This is a genomic window from Algibacter ulvanivorans (assembly GCF_048381495.1).
GTDB classification, from domain to species: Bacteria; Bacteroidota; Bacteroidia; order Flavobacteriales; family Flavobacteriaceae; genus Algibacter_B; species Algibacter_B ulvanivorans.
The window spans coordinates 1-19,179 of the sequence record NZ_JBLWGD010000002.1; the positions used below are offsets into that span (position 1 = coordinate 1).

General features: G+C 32.0%; 18 protein-coding genes, 1 tRNA gene and 1 pseudogene. 9 read left to right on the plus strand and 11 right to left on the minus strand.

Features of this window, described 5'->3' with window-relative positions; translation table 11 throughout:
* The 7 genes from ACNG5D_RS05480 to ACNG5D_RS05510 all read left to right on the plus strand — a co-directional run.
* Positions 1-1,385 (plus strand): T9SS type B sorting domain-containing protein (locus tag ACNG5D_RS05480; RefSeq protein ID WP_418182495.1); only part of this gene is annotated, 1,385 nt, incomplete at its 5' end.
* Positions 1,386-1,416: 31 nt separating this feature from the next.
* Complete coding sequence (locus ACNG5D_RS05485) at positions 1,417-2,349, plus strand: PorP/SprF family type IX secretion system membrane protein (protein WP_418182496.1); 933 nt, start codon at positions 1,417-1,419, stop codon at positions 2,347-2,349.
* 12 nt (positions 2,350-2,361) lie between these two features.
* On the plus strand, positions 2,362-4,272 hold the full coding sequence (locus ACNG5D_RS05490) for an OmpA family protein (protein WP_418182497.1): 1,911 nt from the start codon (positions 2,362-2,364) through the stop codon (positions 4,270-4,272).
* A 100-nt stretch (positions 4,273-4,372) separates the two neighbouring features.
* Positions 4,373-4,897 (plus strand): isopentenyl-diphosphate Delta-isomerase, encoded by a 525-nt coding sequence (gene idi, locus ACNG5D_RS05495; RefSeq protein WP_418182498.1) that lies wholly within the window; start codon positions 4,373-4,375, stop codon positions 4,895-4,897.
* Positions 4,898-5,308, plus strand: a complete 411-nt coding sequence (locus ACNG5D_RS05500; protein WP_418182499.1) for a 6-pyruvoyl trahydropterin synthase family protein — start codon at positions 4,898-4,900, stop codon at positions 5,306-5,308. It begins immediately after the preceding gene.
* Between the two features lie 52 nt (positions 5,309-5,360).
* A complete protein-coding gene (locus ACNG5D_RS05505) occupies positions 5,361-5,630 on the plus strand; it encodes a hypothetical protein (protein WP_418182500.1) in 270 nt (89 codons plus the stop codon).
* Positions 5,631-5,691: 61 nt separating this feature from the next.
* Positions 5,692-5,765: transfer RNA gene (locus ACNG5D_RS05510), tRNA-Thr, on the plus strand.
* Between the two features lie 56 nt (positions 5,766-5,821).
* Here the strand turns inward: ACNG5D_RS05510 and ACNG5D_RS05515 are convergent.
* Both ACNG5D_RS05515 and ACNG5D_RS05520 read right to left on the minus strand, forming a co-directional pair.
* Complete coding sequence (locus tag ACNG5D_RS05515) at positions 5,822-6,526, minus strand: DUF4369 domain-containing protein (protein WP_418182501.1); 705 nt, start codon at positions 6,524-6,526, stop codon at positions 5,822-5,824.
* Positions 6,527-7,083: 557 nt separating this feature from the next.
* Positions 7,084-7,677 (minus strand): alpha-ketoglutarate-dependent dioxygenase AlkB family protein, encoded by a 594-nt coding sequence (locus ACNG5D_RS05520; RefSeq protein ID WP_418182502.1) that lies wholly within the window; start codon positions 7,675-7,677, stop codon positions 7,084-7,086.
* 39 nt (positions 7,678-7,716) lie between these two features.
* On the opposite strand from ACNG5D_RS05520, the gene ACNG5D_RS05525 reads away from it, so the two are divergent.
* Positions 7,717-8,382, plus strand: coding sequence for a M15 family metallopeptidase (locus ACNG5D_RS05525; protein WP_418182503.1), 666 nt, complete (start codon positions 7,717-7,719; stop codon positions 8,380-8,382).
* A 75-nt stretch (positions 8,383-8,457) separates the two neighbouring features.
* On the opposite strand, the gene ACNG5D_RS05530 is transcribed toward ACNG5D_RS05525, so the two are convergent.
* The 9 genes and pseudogenes from ACNG5D_RS05530 to ACNG5D_RS05570 form a co-directional block, all read right to left on the minus strand.
* A complete protein-coding gene (locus tag ACNG5D_RS05530; RefSeq protein WP_418182504.1) occupies positions 8,458-9,699 on the minus strand; it encodes a DEAD/DEAH box helicase in 1,242 nt (413 codons plus the stop codon).
* Positions 9,700-9,730: 31 nt separating this feature from the next.
* Entirely contained in the window at positions 9,731-10,111 is a 381-nt protein-coding gene (locus ACNG5D_RS05535; protein ID WP_418182505.1) for a hypothetical protein, read from the minus strand.
* 65 nt (positions 10,112-10,176) lie between these two features.
* Positions 10,177-10,815 carry an MOSC domain-containing protein gene (locus tag ACNG5D_RS05540; protein ID WP_418182506.1) on the minus strand — a complete coding sequence of 213 codons (639 nt, stop codon included), beginning with the start codon at positions 10,813-10,815 and terminating at the stop codon, positions 10,177-10,179.
* 72 nt (positions 10,816-10,887) lie between these two features.
* The gene (locus ACNG5D_RS05545; protein ID WP_418182507.1) at positions 10,888-11,589 is read right to left on the minus strand and encodes a helix-turn-helix transcriptional regulator; all 702 of its coding nucleotides are present in this window, start codon (positions 11,587-11,589) and stop codon (positions 10,888-10,890) included.
* 75 nt (positions 11,590-11,664) lie between these two features.
* Positions 11,665-12,042: a VOC family protein gene (locus ACNG5D_RS05550; protein WP_418182508.1), complete on the minus strand. Its 378-nt coding sequence runs from the start codon at positions 12,040-12,042 to the stop codon at positions 11,665-11,667.
* Positions 12,043-12,198: 156 nt separating this feature from the next.
* Positions 12,199-13,023 (minus strand): FKBP-type peptidyl-prolyl cis-trans isomerase, encoded by an 825-nt coding sequence (locus tag ACNG5D_RS05555; protein ID WP_418182509.1) that lies wholly within the window; start codon positions 13,021-13,023, stop codon positions 12,199-12,201.
* 120 nt (positions 13,024-13,143) lie between these two features.
* Positions 13,144-13,251, minus strand: a pseudogene (locus ACNG5D_RS05560) (tRNA-dihydrouridine synthase family protein); the annotation flags it as partial.
* Positions 13,252-13,415: 164 nt separating this feature from the next.
* Positions 13,416-15,326, minus strand: coding sequence for a molecular chaperone HtpG (htpG, locus tag ACNG5D_RS05565; protein ID WP_418182510.1), 1,911 nt, complete (start codon positions 15,324-15,326; stop codon positions 13,416-13,418).
* Positions 15,327-15,499: 173 nt separating this feature from the next.
* Positions 15,500-17,908, minus strand: coding sequence for an alpha/beta hydrolase family protein (locus ACNG5D_RS05570; protein WP_418182511.1), 2,409 nt, complete (start codon positions 17,906-17,908; stop codon positions 15,500-15,502).
* A 163-nt stretch (positions 17,909-18,071) separates the two neighbouring features.
* On the opposite strand from ACNG5D_RS05570, the gene ACNG5D_RS05575 reads away from it, so the two are divergent.
* Positions 18,072-19,079: a 3-oxoacyl-ACP synthase III family protein gene (locus ACNG5D_RS05575; protein ID WP_418182512.1), complete on the plus strand. Its 1,008-nt coding sequence runs from the start codon at positions 18,072-18,074 to the stop codon at positions 19,077-19,079.
* The last annotated feature ends 100 nt before the right edge of the window (positions 19,080-19,179 follow it).

The following is a 19,179-nucleotide window of genomic DNA, read 5'->3' on the forward strand; positions in this document are numbered from 1 at the left end:
CCGATGAAAACGATCCATGTAGCCCAGTAGGCATCAACACAACCGATAGTGATGGTGATGGTTTAACGGATTGTGAAGAAACTACAGGTATAGACGATCCGAGTACGCCAACAGTACCAACAGGTACATCCGATGAAAACGATCCATGTAGCCCAGTAGGCATCAACACAACCGATAGTGATGGTGATGGTTTAACGGATTGTGAGGAAACTACAGGTATAGACGATCCAAGTACGCCAACAGTACCAACAGGTACCTCCGATGAAAACGATCCATGTAGCCCAGTAGGCATCAACACGACCGATAGTGATGGTGATGGTTTAACGGATTGTGAAGAAACTACGGGTATAGATGATCCAAGTACGCCAACAGTACCAACAGGTACCTCCGATGAAAACGATCCATGTAGCCCAGTAGGCATCAACACGACCGATAGTGATGGTGATGGTTTAACGGATTGTGAGGAAACTACGGGTATAGATGATCCAAGTACGCCAACAGTACCAACAGGTACCTCCGATGAAAACGATCCATGTAGCCCAGTAGGCATCAACACGACCGATAGTGATGGTGATGGTTTAACGGATTGTGAAGAAACTACAGGTATAGATGATCCAAGTACGCCAACAGTACCAACTGGTACATCTAATCCTAATGATATTTGTGACCCTATTACAACTGGTTGTGATGTTAGTATTGAAGTAACTAAAACGGCTCAATTTACTGATACAGAATTGGGAGATATAATAAATTATACTATTGAAGTACAAAATACAGGAGATATAACTTTAACAGATATCGTTTTAGTTGATACATTCTTAGATGGATATGGTGTTGAAATTTCTTTAACTGAGGAACCTACTTTTGATAGTGCCGACCAAGGCAGCGTTGAAGGGACACTTCTTGCTGGAGAAACAGCGACTTATTATGCAAGCTTTACAATTACTCAATCTGCAATTGATTCAGGAGGAGTAAGCAATAGTGTAATAGCAACAGGAGCTAGTCAATCTACGGGAACAGTTAGTGATACTAGTGATGATGGTGATGATTTAGACAACAACACTATTGATGACCCAACAGTTACAGACTTAGGATGTTTAACAGTCGTTAACGAGTTTTCTCCTAATGATGATGGTATACAAGATACTTTAGAAATTAGGTGTATTGATAATTATCCAAATAATAAAATAGAAGTTTATAACCGTTGGGGTAATATTGTTTATGAGCAAAGAGGCTATAATAGTAATAACCAATGGGATGGAACTTCTAACGGAAGAGCTACAGTTAACACTTCTGATAAGTTACCTGTTGGTACTTATTATTACGTCTTAGACTTAGGAGATGGTTCGAAACCAAAAGCAGGATGGCTATATATAAACAGATAATATAAAGTAAACGACTAAAAAAGATTAAAAAATGATACAGAAATCATCATTAATAAAAAGTTTAATTTTAGTAGTGTTTACTACACTATTAAGTTTAGAAACTCAAGCACAACAAGACCCGCAATATACCCAGTATATGTATAACACGATGAGTGTAAATGCGGGTTATGCAGGACAACGAGATGTGTTAAGTGCTACAGCATTGTATAGAACACAATGGGTTGGTATAGATGGCGCTCCAAAAACAATAACTTTTGGAGTTCACTCTCCTTTAAGAAACGAGAGAATAGGTTTAGGTTTAAATATTGTTAGTGATCAATTAGGACCAGCAGAAGAAACAAGTATTGATGCTAATTTATCTTATACAATACCTGTTGATGAAACTGGTGATTTAGAATTGTCTTTCGGACTTAAAGGTGGTTTACACTTACTTGATACAGATTGGGAAAAAGGAACATACTCAAAGATTGATCCTTTATTTCAAAGTAATGTAAATTTAATTTCTCCAACTTTAGGTGCTGGGCTCTATTTACATTCAGAAAAATGGTATTTAGGATTATCGGTTCCTAATATTTTAAATACAGAACATTATGATGATTTTCAGGAGTCTATAGCAACCGAACGTTTGCACTATTTCTTAATAGGTGGTTATGTATTTAATTTAAGTGATAATACTAAATTAAAACCAGCCTTTTTAGTTAAAGGAGTTTCTGGAGCACCATTAATAGCAGATTTATCTGTTAATGCATTATTTAACGAAAAACTAACCTTAGGATTAGCATACAGATGGGACGATTCTGTTAGTGGATTGTTAGGATTTCAAATAAATCCAGGACTATTTTTAGGTTATGCTTATGATGCCACAACAACAGGATTAAATAACTACAATAGTGGTTCGCACGAAATAATGTTAAGATTTGAATTGCAACAATTAGGCAAAATTTTATCACCAAGATTCTTCTAAAAGTTTATAAACATGAAAAAAACAATATATATATTATCTATTATAAGTGCTTTGGTTATTAATAGTGCTTATGCGCAAAAGGCTAAAGCATCTAGTGCTATAAAAAAATATGATAATCTATCTTATATAGATTCTAGAAATCAACTTTTAGAATTAGCGAATAAAGATGATGTGTCGCCAGAAGTTCTTGAAAAACTAGCTAATGCTTACTATTTTAATGGCGAAATGAAGGATGCTTCAAGTTGGTATGAAAAATTAATGGCTTTAAAAGTATCTACAAATCCTGAAAATATTTTTAGATATGCGCTAGCATTAAAAGCTCAAGAGAACTATGAAAAAGCAAACCAAATTTTAAATGATTATGCTAAAATTAGACCTGAGGATTCTAGAATTAAACAGTTTTTAAACAAGAATAATTATGTAAAATCTATTGATGAGATATCTAAAGATTTCGAATTAGTAAATTTAGATATAAATACAGCGTTTTCAGACTTTGGAACTTCTACATATAAAGATAATTTAATATTTGCTTCATCAAGAGATCAAGAGGAAGCTATTTACAACTGGAACAAACAACCTTTTTTAGACTTATTTGAATTAAATGATAAAGGAGAAATTATAGAACTTGTTGGAGATGTAAACACTAAGTATCATGAATCATCAACAACATTTACAAAAGATGGAAAAACCGTATACTTTACTAGAAATAACTTTTTTAAAGGAAAATTTAAAAAAAATAGTAAAAATACTCATGGTTTAAAGATATATAAAGCCACTTTAGTAGATAGTGTTTGGACAAATATAGTTTCTATGCCGTTTAATAACGACGAGTATAATGTTGCGCATCCGGCGCTTAGTCTTGATGAAAAGAAACTTTATTTTGCTTCAGATATGTTTGGAACACAAGGCGCCTCAGATATTTTTGTTGTTGATATTAATGATGATGGAACTTATGGAATACCTGTAAATTTAGGTCCAAAAATTAATACTGAAGGAAGAGAAAACTTTCCTTTTATAAGCGATAAAGGAACTCTATACTTCTCATCAGATGGGCATTTAGGTTTAGGAGGATTAGATGTTTTTAAAGTCGATGCTGATAAAATAAATGAAGCATCTACCTTAATAAGTAATGTAGGAAAACCAATAAATAGCCCAAAAGACGATTTTGGATTTATTGTTAATGAATCTACAGGGAAAGGATATATATCTTCAAATAGAAAGGGAGGCAAAGGAGATGATGATATTTATAGCTTTGTAATTCCTGCTTGCACAAAAGCAATATCTGGTACGATAGTAAATAAACGAACTAAGGATATTTTATCAAATGCCAATGTGTTAGTTTACGACTCTAATAGAAATTTATTGCATACTTTAAAAAGCGACGAGTCTGGGAAGTTTAATTTCGATTTAGGATGTAAAGAAGTAACTTATTTAATCGAGGCTAAAAAAGAAAAATATAAAGACGATTTTAAAGACTTTACTATCAAGCCAAACGAAAAAGGTGAATTAAAACTAGAATTAAATTTAGAGCCTGAAGCTGCAAAAATAGGAACAGATTTAGCCCTATTATTAAACTTAAATCCTATTTATTTCGATTACGATAAGTCATTTATTCGCCCAGATGCCGAAATAGAATTAGCAAAAGTAATTAATTACATGAAAGAGTACCCTAATGTAAAAATAGATGTTCGCTCTCATACCGATTCAAGAGGTAGAGACGCATACAACTGGGCATTATCCAATAGACGAAACAAATCTACCATAGCTTATATTATAGAAAAGGGTGGTATTTCAGATAGTCGCATTACAGGACAAGGCTACGGAGAAACACGATTAACAAACCGTTGTTCTAATGGAGTTAAATGCTCTAAAGAAGAACATCAAGATAATAGACGAAGCGAATTTATAGTAGTAGCAAATTAATACGCATTTAACCATCAAAAAAAGCATCTAAATATATTTAGATGCTTTTTTGTTTTTAGGGATTTACTAAGTTGTTATTTTGTTTGTATTTTTGTTAAATATGGAAGAAGAAAAAGTAATTCTTGTTAATGAACAAGATCAGCAAATAGGATTAATGCCAAAAATGGAAGCTCATGAAAAAGCGGTTTTGCATCGTGCATTTTCAGTATTTATTTTTAATAATAAAAATGAGTTAATGTTACAGCAAAGAGCTTTAAACAAATACCATTCGCCTGGACTTTGGACTAATACATGTTGTAGTCATCAACGTGATGGAGAAAGCAATATTCAGGCAGGTAAAAGACGCTTAATGGAAGAAATGGGCTTTGCTGTAGATTTAAAAGAATCTATTTCATTTATTTATAAAGCACCTTTTGATAATGGCTTAACAGAGCATGAGTATGATCATGTTTTGTTAGGTAAATATGAAGATGAACCAATAATTAATACAGATGAAGTAGCAAATTGGAAATGGATGCCCTTAGAAGAGGTAAAAGTTGATATCTCTTTACATCCAGAACTATATACAGAATGGTTTAAAGTAATTTTTGATAAATTCTACGAACATATTAATATAAGTACTTAAATGAAAGTTACTGTAAGTAGAAAAGCGCACTTTAATGCAGCTCACAGACTGTATAGAAAAGATTGGACCCATGAAAAAAATAACGAAATTTTTGGGAAATGCAATAACCCAAATTTTCATGGGCATAATTACGAACTTATAGTTAGTGTTACAGGCAATATTAACAAAGAAACGGGCTACGTTATAGATATAAAAATTTTAAAAGATATTATAGAAAGCGAAGTAGAGCAGGCATTCGATCATAAAAACTTAAACCTAGAGGTTGCAGAGTTTAAAGATTTGAACCCTACAGCCGAAAATATAGCTGTAGTTATTTATAATAAAATAAAGCCTAAGTTAGATACAAGTTTAAAACTTGAAATAACACTTTATGAAACACCAAGAAACTTTGTAACCTATTCTGGAAATTAAATTTTTTATTGGTTTTTTTACCTATTTTTGTTGAAATATTTAAATAGAAATTATGGCAAATGTTAGAGATTTAAAAAAAGATATTAATTACGTTTTAGGAGATATTATTGAAGCAGTTTACGTTTGGGAATACTCAAATACAGATAAAGATACTAAAAAAAGCGAAGCAATTATTGACGAAGCTATAGCTACTTTTGATGAATTAATTGCAAAAGTAAATGCAAAAAATGTCGATAATGCTAAAGCACATTTTAAAGCTATAAATAACGAGTTAGAAACTAAGGGCAGAGCTTTAATTGAAAAAATTAATGCTCTTGGATAAAATTTTTTAACGGACTATTTGCATATATAAATTTTGATATTATATTTGCACCCGTTAAAAAGCCGATGTAGCTCAGCTGGCTAGAGCAGCTGATTTGTAATCAGCAGGTCGTGGGTTCGAGTCCCTCCATCGGCTCAAAAAAAACCTTTCCAAAATGGAAAGGTTTTTTTATACTATAATGTGTCTCTAGTTTAGTTTTTAGTTTCTGTTTTCTTTATTTTTTCTACAAATAATTCTAACTCTTTACCATATTTAGACATTTTAACCTTTGGGGTTAAAGATTTGTTTATGGTATCTAATAAATTTAGTCTAGCATTATAAATTTCGGTTAAAGCTAAATATGGAGCTACTTCACTATCTTTATTATTTAAAGCAAAGTTAACTGTATATAAATATTTTCGTTTTAGGCTGTTTTTAGCTTCGTTTTCAAGTTTTAATAATTTAGCCGTATCATTTTCTTTTTGAGCTTCAAACTGTTCTTTAATCAATTCTAAATTTCTATTATTCATTTTAGAAATTAAAGTATTGTATTCATTTAATATTTTTTGTTGTTCTGAACCTTTTATATCTGCATCATAAGCAAAGTTTTTTAATGTGGTATTAATTTCCGTAACACCTTTATCGGCAAAAAAAGTAATCCTATCTTTTATAGCACTATGCTTGTCTAGATATAAAAAGAATACTTCAGGGCTTTCTAAATTACTTTGTAATTCTATATTCGAATGTCCATTAACAACTAATGAATCTACGGTAACCAATAACGTATCTTCGGCTTTTTTTAGATAGAGTGTGCCTTTTTTTAAGCCTTTTACATTAATTTTTACAATTAAATCTTTTTCGTTTTTTCCACAAGCAATAAAAAATAATGCTAATAATAAGAGTGATATTTTTTTCATTGAAATTTTAAATAATTTAAGAAACACAAATATTAAACAATTAAATGTTTTTTACTAGTAGCTTAATGTATATTTTATACTGTTAAATAATTCATAAAATACAATCTAACTTATTTTTGGCACAAGTATTGTTATATGTTATTTGTAATTGCATTCGTTATAAAAGTTTATTGAGTGGTTACTTTAAACTTAAGAATTGTAATTCATATTTTGGTTGGTTAGTTAGTTAAAAAGCATCCTGTTTAAGGATGCTTTTTTATTTTTTAGAGATTTTTTTTTCGTTTAGTATATGTTTTGATGTGTATTTTATCGATAATATGCATAATTTCATCAGTAAATGTTAAAATTAAGTGTATTTTATCGATTTATTGTGTATTTAATCGTTTAGATGTATTTTAAAATAATATATTTGGAGTGTACTAAATAACACACTTTTTAGTTCAATGGATTAATTAATTAATATTTGCATTATGTTGTTAAAAATGAAACCCAAATCTAGCATCATAATATAAAAAGCAAATTGAAAGAAAACCGAGTTTGAGGGAACTCGGTTTTTTTTATGCAATAATTCTAAAAGTTAAATTAATTCTTTTTCCAATATTTTTTTTTGTTTTTGGTATTTGATGTAACCAATTTTTTTGAGTTTCTCCTTGCATTAATAAAAGGCTTCCATGTTGTAAAGTAAGCTTAGTTTTAAGTAATTTGTTAGTTTTATGTTTAAACTGAAAACTTCTTTCTGCGCCAAATGTTACAGAAGCTATAATAGGATTTTTTCCTAATTGTTTTTCGTTGTCTGCATGCCAACCATTGCCATCATTACCATTTCTATATAAATTAGCTAAACAGCTTGTAAATTTTATTTTTAGTTTAGTTTCAATCTTATTTTTAATTTTTAGTAAATCGTTTTTAAAAGTATGAGGTTGCATTATAATATTACTGTATTTATATGTCTTACCGTTATCTGCATAAAAAGCTGTTAATCGTGGCTGTAAGTGTTTTTTGCCATAAACGGTTATTGTATCTTGTTGCCAATTAATTGTTTTTAATAGGTTTTTTAAATATAAATTAGAATCTTCAGTATTAAAAAAATTTGGGTAATATGTAATATCGGCCCCTTCTAAGTTTAAATTTATAGTACTTTCAAAAAGCATATCCTTTTATTTTCTAAATTAGCATAATTCAATATTATAATGAAGTATAGTTTATCTTTTTTAATTTGTTTGTTTTTGTTAAATACATATGCGCAACTTCCAGAGGGGTTTGTTTATGTTAAAGATGTTATTCCAGATTTAGAGGTAGAGTTACGTTATAATACTTCAAACAACTTTGTAGGGAAGCCTATTAATGGTTATTTTTCAAATAAACTTATTTTAACTAAGCAAACTGCTAATGCCTTAAAGCAAGTTCATGAAGCTTTACAAGAACAAAATTTATGTTTAAAGGTTTATGATGGTTATAGACCACAACAAGCCGTTAATCATTTTATAGTGTGGGCTAGAGATTTAAACGATACTATAAATAAACATGAATTTTATCCTAATGTAAAGAAAAGAGACTTATTTAAATCGGGGTATATAGCTTCAAGATCCGGACATAGCCGTGGTAGCACAGTCGATTTAACTATTATTGATGGCAATACAGGCAAACCATTAGACATGGGGAGTCCTTTTGATTTTTTTGGTGAAGAGTCTTGGGTTGCTTTTGCAGACATAACGGATAAGCAAAAGGGAAATAGACAGTTACTACAAACGGTTATGCTCAAATTTGGATTTAGAAATTACCCTAAAGAATGGTGGCATTTTACACTTCGCGGAGAACTATTTCCAAAAACATATTTTGACTTTGTTATTGAGTAAGTAAAGAAGGTAAAAAAACAGCTAAGTTAAGTTAGCCGTTTTTAATGTTTATTTTGTTGTTCTTATACATGTATTTTAGTACCAACGTTTCTTTTTCTTTTTTGAAGCTATGCTTTTTCTACCTTTTTTATGTTTGCTACCTGTTTTATTTGATTTATGAATTATAGGTTTTGCCTTTGGGTCTAAAGGGTAAGGGTGCTCCTCAATAATATCTAGTTGTAACCCTATAAGTTGTTGGATGGTTTTTATGTAGTTTTTCTCATCGGCAGAGCAAAATGAGTATGCTATACCTATATTACCAGCTCTTGCAGTTCTACCAATTCGGTGCACGTATGTTTCTGGAATATTTGGTAAATCAAAATTTATAACAGCATCTAAATCGTTAATATCAATACCACGCGCAGCAACGTCGGTAGCTATTAAAATGTTTACTTCTTCTTTTTTAAAACGGCTTAACGCATCTTGTCTAGCTGTTTGGCTTTTATCGCCATGAATACTATCTACTTTATAACCATTTTTTAAAAGCGTTTTTTCAAGTTTGTCTACACCAAATTTGGTACGCCTAAAAATAATAATATTTCCTTTTATTGTATTTCTAAGTAAGTGTAAGCACAGTTCTATTTTATTACGTTTTGGTACATAATATAATATTTGCGATACGTTTTTTGATGTTGATGCGTTTTGGGCAACTTCTATACGCTCTGGTGTTTTTAAAATAGTATTTGCCAAGTATTCTACTTTATGCGGAATAGTTGCAGAGAATAAAAGAATTTGTTTTTCTTTAGTACATAAACGTTCAATTTTTCTAACATCGTCTATAAAACCCATGTCTAGCATTAAATCGGCTTCATCTAAAACTAAGGTTTCAACATAATCTAGATTTATAATATCTTGTTTGTGTAAATCTAATAAGCGACCTGGTGTTGCAATTAAAATATCAACTCCTTTTTTTAAAATGTCTTTTTGTGGTTCTATAGATGTGCCACCATAAACAACTGTAGTACGCAGGTTGGTATAGGTGTTGTAGGTTTTAAAGTTATCTTCAATTTGAATGGCTAATTCTCTTGTAGGGCTAACAATTAAAGCTTTAATTGTTTTTCCGTTTTTAGGTGCATCTTGCTGGCTTAATAACGATTGTAGTATTGGAAGTGCAAAAGCTGCCGTTTTTCCTGTTCCTGTTTGGGCAGAAATAATAGCGTCTTTTTTACTTAAAACAATAGGAATTGTTTTTTCTTGAACTAAAGTAGGGTTGTCGTAACCGGCTTCGGCTACAGCGCGTAAAATGGGTCTGCTAATTTTTAAATCTTTAAAAGACATCTATAAATGTTTGCCACAAAGATAGTGCAATTTATGAGAGGATTTTTTTAATTTTCATGGCATTCCAATTATGATCTACTACCAGTAATTTAGTAGGCTTTAAGCGGTAATCGCCCAAAAAATCCCAGTCGAATTCTATGTGTAGATTAGATATTTCATTAATGGTTGTGTTATTTGGATAAAATACCCAAACAACCGAAGCATCTAAAAGCCTGGGGAACAAAGTAAGCATTTGGTTTATAAACTCGGCTTTAGTTTTAACAAATACTAAGGCGCACTCTACACATGATGTTGTTACTAAGGTTTCTGAGTAATTTATTTCATTAAAAACGAAATCAAAAGCAATTGGCTTGTTTAAAATATAAACATCGCTAAAGTTATTTAGTTTAAGTCTTTTAGATAGTGTGCGCATAAGTTAAAAATACAAAAAAAAGCGTAATAATTAAAGCGAATTTTAACTTTGCAGCTATGCTATAGCTATTGTTTTAAATATTTTTTTAGTTTTTCGCGTTTACGCTCAGGCAATGCATTATTATTAAGTATTAGCTTAATATGGTTAGTGTTTTTTTCTTTGTTATATAGTAAATCGAAAAATTGCCAAGTACTAATGCTGTTTTTTGCTTTTTCAATTAGCGTTATAGTATCTCCGGTTTTAACAAAACCTTCTTCTAAAACCCTAACATATGTGCCCGGAAAGCCATGATTAATAAATTGCGCTAAAGCATTTTGGTTACCAAATTTTACACCAAATTTAAAACAAGGTTCTCTGGGTTGCGTAATTTGTACAAGTGCTGTGCCTATTTTGTAAATATCGCCAATATGTAGCTTTTTTTCGTTTAAGCTAGAAACGGTTAGGTTTTCGCCAAACATACCCCAATTCCAATCTAGGTTAGGGTAAAGGTTTTTCCAATACGTATAGTGATTTTTAGAAAACAGGTAACACGCTTTAAACTCGCCACCATGTACTTTTTTGTCTGTAACTTCATCGTTTTTTACGGCTTCCTTGCCTAAGTAAATGGCTTGGTTTGTTGGTTGTTTGTATATGCCTGTAGTTACTTTTTTATCATTCCAAATAATGGTAGTTGGTTTTGCTATGTTGGTTGCTATTATTTTCACTTTTTTGTGTATTGACTTATAAATCGAAGGTAGCTGAAATTTTTGATATTGTCAACATGTAAATTACAACGATTAGTCTGTTTTATTTTCGTTGTAAGTATACTCATTAAAATAGTTTTGCAAGTTAAATTTACGGTCTTTAAATTGTTCTGGTAAAATTTTAAAATGTTTTATGCGGTCTATCCTAAAGGCGCGATATGCGTTACGTAAATAGCACCAAGCAATTAATATCCATTTATGGTTGGTAGAGTAAAATGCATAAGGTTCTATTTTTCGGTTAGAAACCTGTGTGTCGTTTACTTTTAAATAGTCAATTTCTATAAAGTTTAAATTGGTAATAGCTAATTGAATTTCTGATAAAGCATTACTAGAAAACTCTTCGTAATGCCAATTAAAAACACGAATTTTATCATTTAACAACTCACTTTTAACTTGAACAGAACTTTTAAAAACCGATTTTATTTTAACTAGTGCTTCATTAAAATCGGTAATAAAAGAGGCATCTTTAGATTGATTAATAATATGCTGTGCTGTAATTAAGGCATTGGCTTGTTTTTCTGTAAATTGTACAGGAGCTACTTGGTAGCCTTCCATAAGCGAGTAGCCTCTGCCTTCTAGTGTTGTAATGGGTACACCAGCTTCTTCTAGTTTTCTAATATCGCGGTAAATAGTTCTTATGCTTACATTAAATTTTAAGGCAAGCTCGGTAGCTGTTAAAAGTCGTTTAGATTTTAATAGTGTTAAAATGGATATGAGTCTAGATAATTGCGACATAATAACAAAGATAGCGAACCGATTTGCAATTCGCTACCTTTCGTTTTTTTGATTGATTGAATGGATAGTGTTTCTTTACATAAACGAATGTAAGGCAATACGATTGCCTTCGGTATCGATAAATTGTGCCATAAAACCATGCTCGCCAATATCGGTTTTAGGGATAACAATTTTGCCGCCAGCGGCTTCTATTTTACTTAAGGCAATGCTTAAATCGTTACCAGCATTTAGGTATATGGTTGGCCCATCGGTAGTTGGGTTTAGGCCTTCGGCTTCAATTAATCCGCCGCCAACACCGTTGTTATCATTGTCATAAGGAAACATACCGTATTTTACGTTTTGTTCTGGCATGTGGTGGTCTTTAATCTCATAACCTGTAACAGTTGTGTAAAATTGTTTTGCTCTTTCGTAATTTTTTACCGGAATTTCAAACCAGTTAACTGCATTTTTCATTTTTTTAATTGATTTAATTGTTAAACTTAAATGCAAATTTATTGGCCTTTGTGTCGTAATATGTCAGGGGTGGTTTTTTATTTTAAAATAATTTTTTTAATAACAAAAGCCACTCTGTTTACACAAAGTGGCTTTTGTTTATAACTAGCTAAGGCTTTAGTTTATTGATATAAGTGAAACATCAAAAATAAGAACCGAGCCACCAGGAATAGATGAGTTGCCATTATTGCCATAAGCTAAATGAGATGGAATATAAAAAGTGCCATTACCACCTTCGTTTAAATAGGTTAACCCTTCAGAAAAACCAGGAATTAAATTCCCTGCATTAAAGGTAATGTTGCCATTACTTTGGTCGAAAACTTCACCATTTAAAAAATAACCTTTGTAAGTTACTGTTACAGTATCGGTTGTTGTTGGTTGTTGGCCATCGCCAATGGTATCTATAGAGTAATATAAACCTGTATCGGTACGTTCTGCTGTAATATTGTTTTCTAATAAATAAGCTTGAATTTGCTCGTCATTTTCTGTTTCGTAGTTCACGTAAATGAGTTCTATGTCAAAAACTAGAACCGATCCGCCAGGAATACCATTATAGTCATTACTTCCATAAGCTAAATGCGAAGGGATTAATAATTTGCCACTTCCGCCTTCTTTAAAATAAGAAATTCCTTCTGCCCAACCTCTTATTACTCCTAAAAGGTTAAAGGAAGCGCCATCGGCATTTTCGTCAAAAACAGTTCCGTCTGTATAATAACCTTTGTAAGATACTTTAACCCTATCTGTTGGGCCAGGGTTTTCTCCAGTACCAGGATTTTCAATAATATAATAAAGCCCAGAAATGCTTTTTTGCGCATTTAAATTATTATTGGCAATGTAGGTTTGAATTTCTAAATCGTTTTCTTCGGTATAATCTTTAGGTGTATCGTTCGAGCTACACGCTGAAAGTAATACTAGTGTAAATACAAGAAGTAAATGTTTCATTTTATATATTTTTTTTTTGATTGCAAATATATTAGAATAAGCTAAATGGTAGAGGTGTGAAAGTTAAAAGTTTTAACCAAGTAATCTACACTTGTTATTTAAATAAGGTCAATAACCCGTCTATTTTAACGGGTTTGTAGCTTTTTTTATTGCTTTGTATGTTTTTTGTGGGTTAGAGTATGATTGTGCAAAAAACTCATGAAAACCAAGTGTTTTAGGTTTAAAAGGTTCTCAACGCCGTCTAATTGCTTTGTTATTGTTGTTAAAATGTTTTGCAAAATTAAGCTTGCTATAAAAGCAAAAACCACCTTGTTTTTATAAGGTGGTTTTTATAAGTTTCTGCGAAAGCGAAAACAGATAAGTTTTTAATTTTTAGAGTTATTCTCTATAAATTACTTTATCATTTCGTAACTACGTTTAATAAAGTTTGTTAACTCTTCGCCTTTTAATAAGCCTTGAGATAAACGTGCTAAATCTAAGCTTTGGTTTATTAAACGTTCTTGTTTCTTTTTGGTTTTAGTGCCAAGAATTTCGCTAACTAGTTCGGAGTTTGTGTTTACCACAAGGTTATACATTTCTGGCATATTACCAAACATATTCATACCGCCGCCGCCTGTAGCTTGCATCTCTTTCATTCTACGCATAAATTCTGGTTGCGTAATAGTAAAAGGTGATTCGTTACTATCCATAGCTTCAAGTTGTACTTGAAATTTATCGGCAGGGATTACTTCTTTTAATAGCTCGTCTAAAGCTTTTGTTTGATCTTCGTCTAATTTAGAAATTGTGTTTTCGTCTTTCTTAATTAAATTGTTAATGTGATCGCCATCAACACGAGCAAACGTAATGTTTTCTTTAGTGCTCTCTAATTTCTGGATTAAATGCGAAACTATTGGAGAGTCTAATAATAATACTTCGTAATCTTTAGCTTTAGCAGACTCGATGTAGCTATGTTGCGTATCTTTATCTGAAGCATAAAGGATTACTAGTTTGCCATCTTTATCGGTTTGGTTTGCTTTAATTTTGTTGTATAACTCCTCGTAAGTGTAATGTTTACCATCTACGGTTGGATAAAGGGCAAAGGCATTGGCTTTTTCGAAGAATTTTTCTTCAGAAAGCATTCCGTATTCTATAACAATTTTAATATCATTCCATTTGGCTTCAAAATCTTCTCGGTTATTATTAAATAACGATTTTAATTTATCGGCTACTTTTCTGGTTATGTAAGATGAAATCTTTTTTACAGCACCATCGGCTTGTAAATACGAACGCGATACATTTAATGGTATGTCTGGCGAATCAATAACACCACGAAGCATAGTTAAAAATTCTGGCACAATACCTTCAACATTATCGGTAACAAATACTTGGTTTTGGTATAGTTGTATTTTATCCTTCTGGATTTGCATGTCGTTAGACATTTTTGGGAAGTATAAAATACCTGTTAGGTTAAACGGATAATCTACATTTAGGTGAATGTTGAATAATGGTTCTTCAAATTGCATTGGGTACAACTCGCGGTAAAAACCAGTATAATCTTCATCTTTTAAATCGGCTGGTTGCTTTGTCCATGCAGGATTTGGGTTGTTAATAATATTATCAACCGTTATTTGTCTGTGTGGCTCGGTAGTTTCTTTGCCATCTTTATCTTTAGTTGTAGCAGGTGTATGCTCTGGATCGTTTACTTGTTTAGTTCCAAATTTAATTGAAACAGGCATAAACTTGTTGTATTTGTTTAATAACTCAGAAATACGAGATTCTTCTAAAAACTCTGTTGAGTCTTCAGCGATATGTAGAATGATTTCTGTGCCTCTTTCGGTTTTGTCTGAAGCTTCTAAGGTAAACTCTGGCGACCCATCGCAAGTCCAATGCGCAGCAGGTTCATCTTTGTAAGATTTGGTAATAATTTCAACCTTTTCTGCAACCATAAAAGCCGAGTAGAAACCAAGGCCAAAGTGCCCAATAATTCCAGAATCTTTAGCCGAATCTTTATATTTATCTAAAAACTCTTCAGCTCCAGAAAATGCAACTTGGTTAATGTATTTTTCAACTTCAGCGGCAGTCATTCCTAAACCTTGGTCTTTAATATGAAGCTTTTTACCTTCTTTGTCTATTTTAACTTCAATTTGCGGGTTGCCATATTCTACTTTAGCATCGCCAATGTTTGTTAAATGTTTTAGTTTTAAAGTGGCATCGGTGGCATTACTAACTAACTCACGTAAAAATATTTCGTGGTCGCTGTATAAGAATTTTTTAATGAGTGGGAAGATGTTTTCTACCGATACATTAATGTTTCCTTTTGTCATGATATTAATTTATTTGTTGTTCTCTAAAAAAGAACTTGATTAATTTTAATGTTTACTTACTTGTTTATGGTTAGACAACAAAAATGCCAATTGCTTAAATGTGACAAACTGACACAAAAAAGGCTGCTTTTACAAAAAGCAGCCTTTTTATTTTAACTAAACCGTGGTTTTACTTATTGTTTTTTTAAGTGTTTTTCTAACCATTGGTCTTGTTCCCAAAGCATGTGTAATATAGATTCTTTTGCGGCATAACCATGACTTTCTTTAGGTAGCATTACCAGTCTAACAGGAGCGCCTAACCCTTTAAGTGCGTTAAAGTAACGTTCGCTTTGTAAGGGGTAAGTTCCCGAATTATTATCGGCTTCGCCGTGTATTAAAAGTAGTGGTGTTTTCATGGTGTTGGCATGCATAAATGGAGACATATTGTAGTATATTTCTGGAGCTTCCCAGTAGTTACGTTCTTCACTTTGAAAGCCAAAAGGCGTTAATGTTCTATTATAAGCACCGCTTCTGGCAATTCCTGCAGCAAAAAGGTTGGAGTGAGATAGTAAATTGGCTGTCATAAATGCCCCGTAGGAGTGGCCACCAACAGCTACTTTATCTCTATGTATATATCCCATATCATCAACGGCATCAATAGCTGCTTTGGCGTTGGATACTAATTGTTTTATAAAAGTGTCGTTAGGCTCTTCATTGCCCTCGCCAACTATTGGGAAAGAGGCATCGTCTAACACAACATAACCTTTGGTAACCCAGTAAATTGGAGAGCCATACCAAGGGTAAGTAAACGCGTTTGAATTTGATGTACTTTGCCCAGCACTACTTTTATCTTTAAACTCTCGTGGGTAAGCCCACATTATCATTGGGTATTTTTTTCCGGCTTTATAATCTGTTGGTAAGTATAGTGTGCCAGAAAGCTCTAAGCCATCTTCACGTTTATATTTTATTATTTTTTTACTTACGTTTTGTATGCTTTTAAATGGGTTTTTAAAATGCGTAAGCGGTATTGGAGCTATTCGTTTTTTTATGTTCCTTATATAGTAATTAGGGTATTCGTTTTTTGATTCTATACTAACTAAAACTTCGCCCTTTTTAAGGTTTAAAGCCATAGTTATGTCTTCTACTTTATTGGTTAATGCAGATTGGTATAATCTATTTGTAGCTTTTGTTTTTAAATTAATTTCATCAATAAACGGAAATTTTCCTTTGTTGCTATACCCGTCGCCAATTAAAAAGGCTTTGTTGTTTATTAACTCAATTACGTTTCTTCCAAATTTATTTTTTGTAGTTACAAAATTACCAGGATCGCTATATCTGTCTTGGTAGTTTCTGTCGAATAAAATTTTAGGTTTTACATTAGGGTTTGTTGGGTTTATTAAATAGGTTTTTGTATTTCTAGTGTTCCACCAATAATCGTAAGCTATAGCTGTGTTATCGTTTCCCCATTCTACACCTGCATAACGATTAATAGTTTTGAATAACGATTTTGGTTGGCTGTTAAATGGTGCTTCTAATTGAAAAACTTCATCTCTATGCGAAACCTCTTTTTCGGCATCTCCATCATCTAAAGCTTCTGCCCAAACTAAAGTGGCGGGTTTATCATCTCGCCAATTAATACGACGTTTTCCTTTTCTAACAGACATGAAGCCTTTTGGTAAATCTTCAATTAAAGGTACTTCTAAAACGGTTTTAACTAATGTTCCATTGGTGTTATAAATATTGCTTTTAGATGGGAATCTGGAGTAAGGAACAAGATAAGAAAAGGGTTTTTCTATAGTTGTTATCATGATATAATTACCGTCTGGAGAAAATGATATGTTTCTATACATATCGTTTTTCATCCATGGTGTTATGTTGCCATTAAGATCTACTTTTTGTAATTCAGAGCGTACTAATTGCTCGAAATTATGCTCGTCGGTTTTATTTTTTAGTAAATCTTGATAAGTTCTGTTTTGGGCTTTTTTACCGGCTTCGCTAACCGATATGGTTGGCCCTGTAGGAACAGCTGTTTTAGTGTCTATAAGTGTTTTTTTGTTTTTTGATAGTGTTTTAATAAGTAAAGCTTCGTTATTTTTAAACCAAGAGTAAGGAATACCTGTATTGGCATTAAGGTTGTTTTCTGTAATTTTTTTTACCGTTTTATCTTTAATGGTAAGTATCCATAGCTCTACACCATTACTAGTTGTATTTGTAAATGCCATCATGCTTTGGTTTGGCGACCAAGAAAAGTTGGCATATCTACCATGTTCTGGTAGCCCAGTAACTAAAGTTTCTTGCCCATTTCTGCCTAATCTTACTTTTATATTGTTATAGTAATTTTGTCTGCTATTTATGTTGGTTTTTGGGTTAATACGTAAACCGCCAAGTCGCATTTCTTTTTCAGATAGTGTTTCTATGTTTTTAAAACTACTTCGGTATAAAAATACCATGTTTTCTCCATTGCTATCTATTCTTATGGAAGGTGTTCTAGCAGCTTCAGCCAATTCTAAGATTTCTTCAGAAGGTTTTTGGTAGTTTAAACTTTCTTGTGCCGAAAGTAAAATTCCGGACAATAAAAAGTAAATAAGAATGCGTTTTTTCATTTTTTGATTGCTTTTAGTTAAAGCATTAAATTTAATTAATCTATGCCCAATGCCTTACTAAAATTAAGTTAAAAAGCATACCGTTTCTATTTCTTTTAATTTAAAATGAAATAGTTTTTTAAATTATATTTATCTTGTAAATGAAAATAACTAAATATTGAACATGTATAATTCAAAAATAATAGGGCTAGGTAAATATTTGCCAGATAATGTAGTTACAAATCATGATTTGTCTAAAATGATGGATACAAATGATGAATGGATTCAAGAACGAACAGGAATTAAAGAGCGTAGATGGATACCTGAAGGCTCTAATGATACCTCGGCAGTTATGGGAGCTAAAGCTGCAAGAATGGCTATAGAGCGTTCTGGTTTAACCAAAGATGATATAGATTTTATTGTGTTTGCAACGCTTAGCCCAGATTACTATTTTCCAGGTTGTGGTGTGCAAATTCAAGATATGTTAGATATGCCAACTGTAGGTGCTTTAGATGTAAGAAACCAATGTTCTGGTTTTGTTTATGCTATTTCTGTGGCCGATCAATTTATTAAAACAGGAATGTATAAAAATATTCTTGTAATTGGTGCCGAGTACCATAGTAACGGACTAGATAAAACCACACGAGGCAGAGGTGTAACTGTTATTTTTGGTGATGGAGCAGGAGCTTGTGTACTTTCTAGAGAAGAAGATAATACTAAAGGTATTTTATCAACACATTTACACAGCGAAGGCAAATATGCCGATAAATTAATTGTTGAAGGGCCTAGCATTGCACATTGGGTTCCAGAAATTATGGAAGCTGGCGATAATGATTTAACTTATTTTCCATACATGGACGGCCAATTTGTATTTAAAAATGCTGTAGTTAGGTTTAGTGAAGTTATCATGGAAGGCTTAATGCAAAACGGCTTGCAAAAAGAAGATATTGATATGTTAATCCCGCATCAAGCGAATCTTAGAATAGCACAATTTATTCAGAAAAAGTTTGGCTTAAGTAACGATCAAGTATTTAACAATATTATGAAATATGGTAATACTACTGCAGCATCGGTTATTATAGCCTTAACAGAAGCTTGGGAAGAAGGGAAAATTAAGGCAGGCGATAATGTGGTTTTGGCGGCTTTTGGTAGTGGTTTTACTTGGGCAAGTGCCATTATAAAATGGGCTTAAAAATAATTGACCTTTTTTATTATAAGAAACAAAAAACCCAAAACGTTTAAGTTTTGGGTTTTTCTAGCTATTAATCAACTTCAACTAACACTTAAATGAA

Bases quoted from the DNA above. Each gene is read 5' to 3' on its own strand.
- ACNG5D_RS05485 (WP_418182496.1), top strand. From the start codon at position 1,417: ATGATACAGAAATCATCATTAATAAAAAGTTTAATTTTAGTAGTGTTT.
- ACNG5D_RS05490 (WP_418182497.1), top strand. From the start codon at position 2,362: ATGAAAAAAACAATATATATATTATCTATTATAAGTGCTTTGGTTATT.
- idi (WP_418182498.1), top strand. From the start codon at position 4,373: ATGGAAGAAGAAAAAGTAATTCTTGTTAATGAACAAGATCAGCAAATA.
- ACNG5D_RS05500 (WP_418182499.1), top strand. From the start codon at position 4,898: ATGAAAGTTACTGTAAGTAGAAAAGCGCACTTTAATGCAGCTCACAGA.
- ACNG5D_RS05505 (WP_418182500.1), top strand. From the start codon at position 5,361: ATGGCAAATGTTAGAGATTTAAAAAAAGATATTAATTACGTTTTAGGA.
- ACNG5D_RS05515 (WP_418182501.1), bottom strand. From the start codon at position 6,526: ATGAAAAAAATATCACTCTTATTATTAGCATTATTTTTTATTGCTTGT.
- ACNG5D_RS05520 (WP_418182502.1), bottom strand. From the start codon at position 7,677: ATGCTTTTTGAAAGTACTATAAATTTAAACTTAGAAGGGGCCGATATT.
- ACNG5D_RS05525 (WP_418182503.1), top strand. From the start codon at position 7,717: ATGAAGTATAGTTTATCTTTTTTAATTTGTTTGTTTTTGTTAAATACA.
- ACNG5D_RS05530 (WP_418182504.1), bottom strand. From the start codon at position 9,699: ATGTCTTTTAAAGATTTAAAAATTAGCAGACCCATTTTACGCGCTGTA.
- ACNG5D_RS05535 (WP_418182505.1), bottom strand. From the start codon at position 10,111: ATGCGCACACTATCTAAAAGACTTAAACTAAATAACTTTAGCGATGTT.
- ACNG5D_RS05545 (WP_418182507.1), bottom strand. From the start codon at position 11,589: ATGTCGCAATTATCTAGACTCATATCCATTTTAACACTATTAAAATCT.
- ACNG5D_RS05550 (WP_418182508.1), bottom strand. From the start codon at position 12,042: ATGAAAAATGCAGTTAACTGGTTTGAAATTCCGGTAAAAAATTACGAA.
- ACNG5D_RS05555 (WP_418182509.1), bottom strand. From the start codon at position 13,023: ATGAAACATTTACTTCTTGTATTTACACTAGTATTACTTTCAGCGTGT.
- htpG (WP_418182510.1), bottom strand. From the start codon at position 15,326: ATGACAAAAGGAAACATTAATGTATCGGTAGAAAACATCTTCCCACTC.
- ACNG5D_RS05570 (WP_418182511.1), bottom strand. From the start codon at position 17,908: ATGAAAAAACGCATTCTTATTTACTTTTTATTGTCCGGAATTTTACTT.
- ACNG5D_RS05575 (WP_418182512.1), top strand. From the start codon at position 18,072: ATGTATAATTCAAAAATAATAGGGCTAGGTAAATATTTGCCAGATAAT.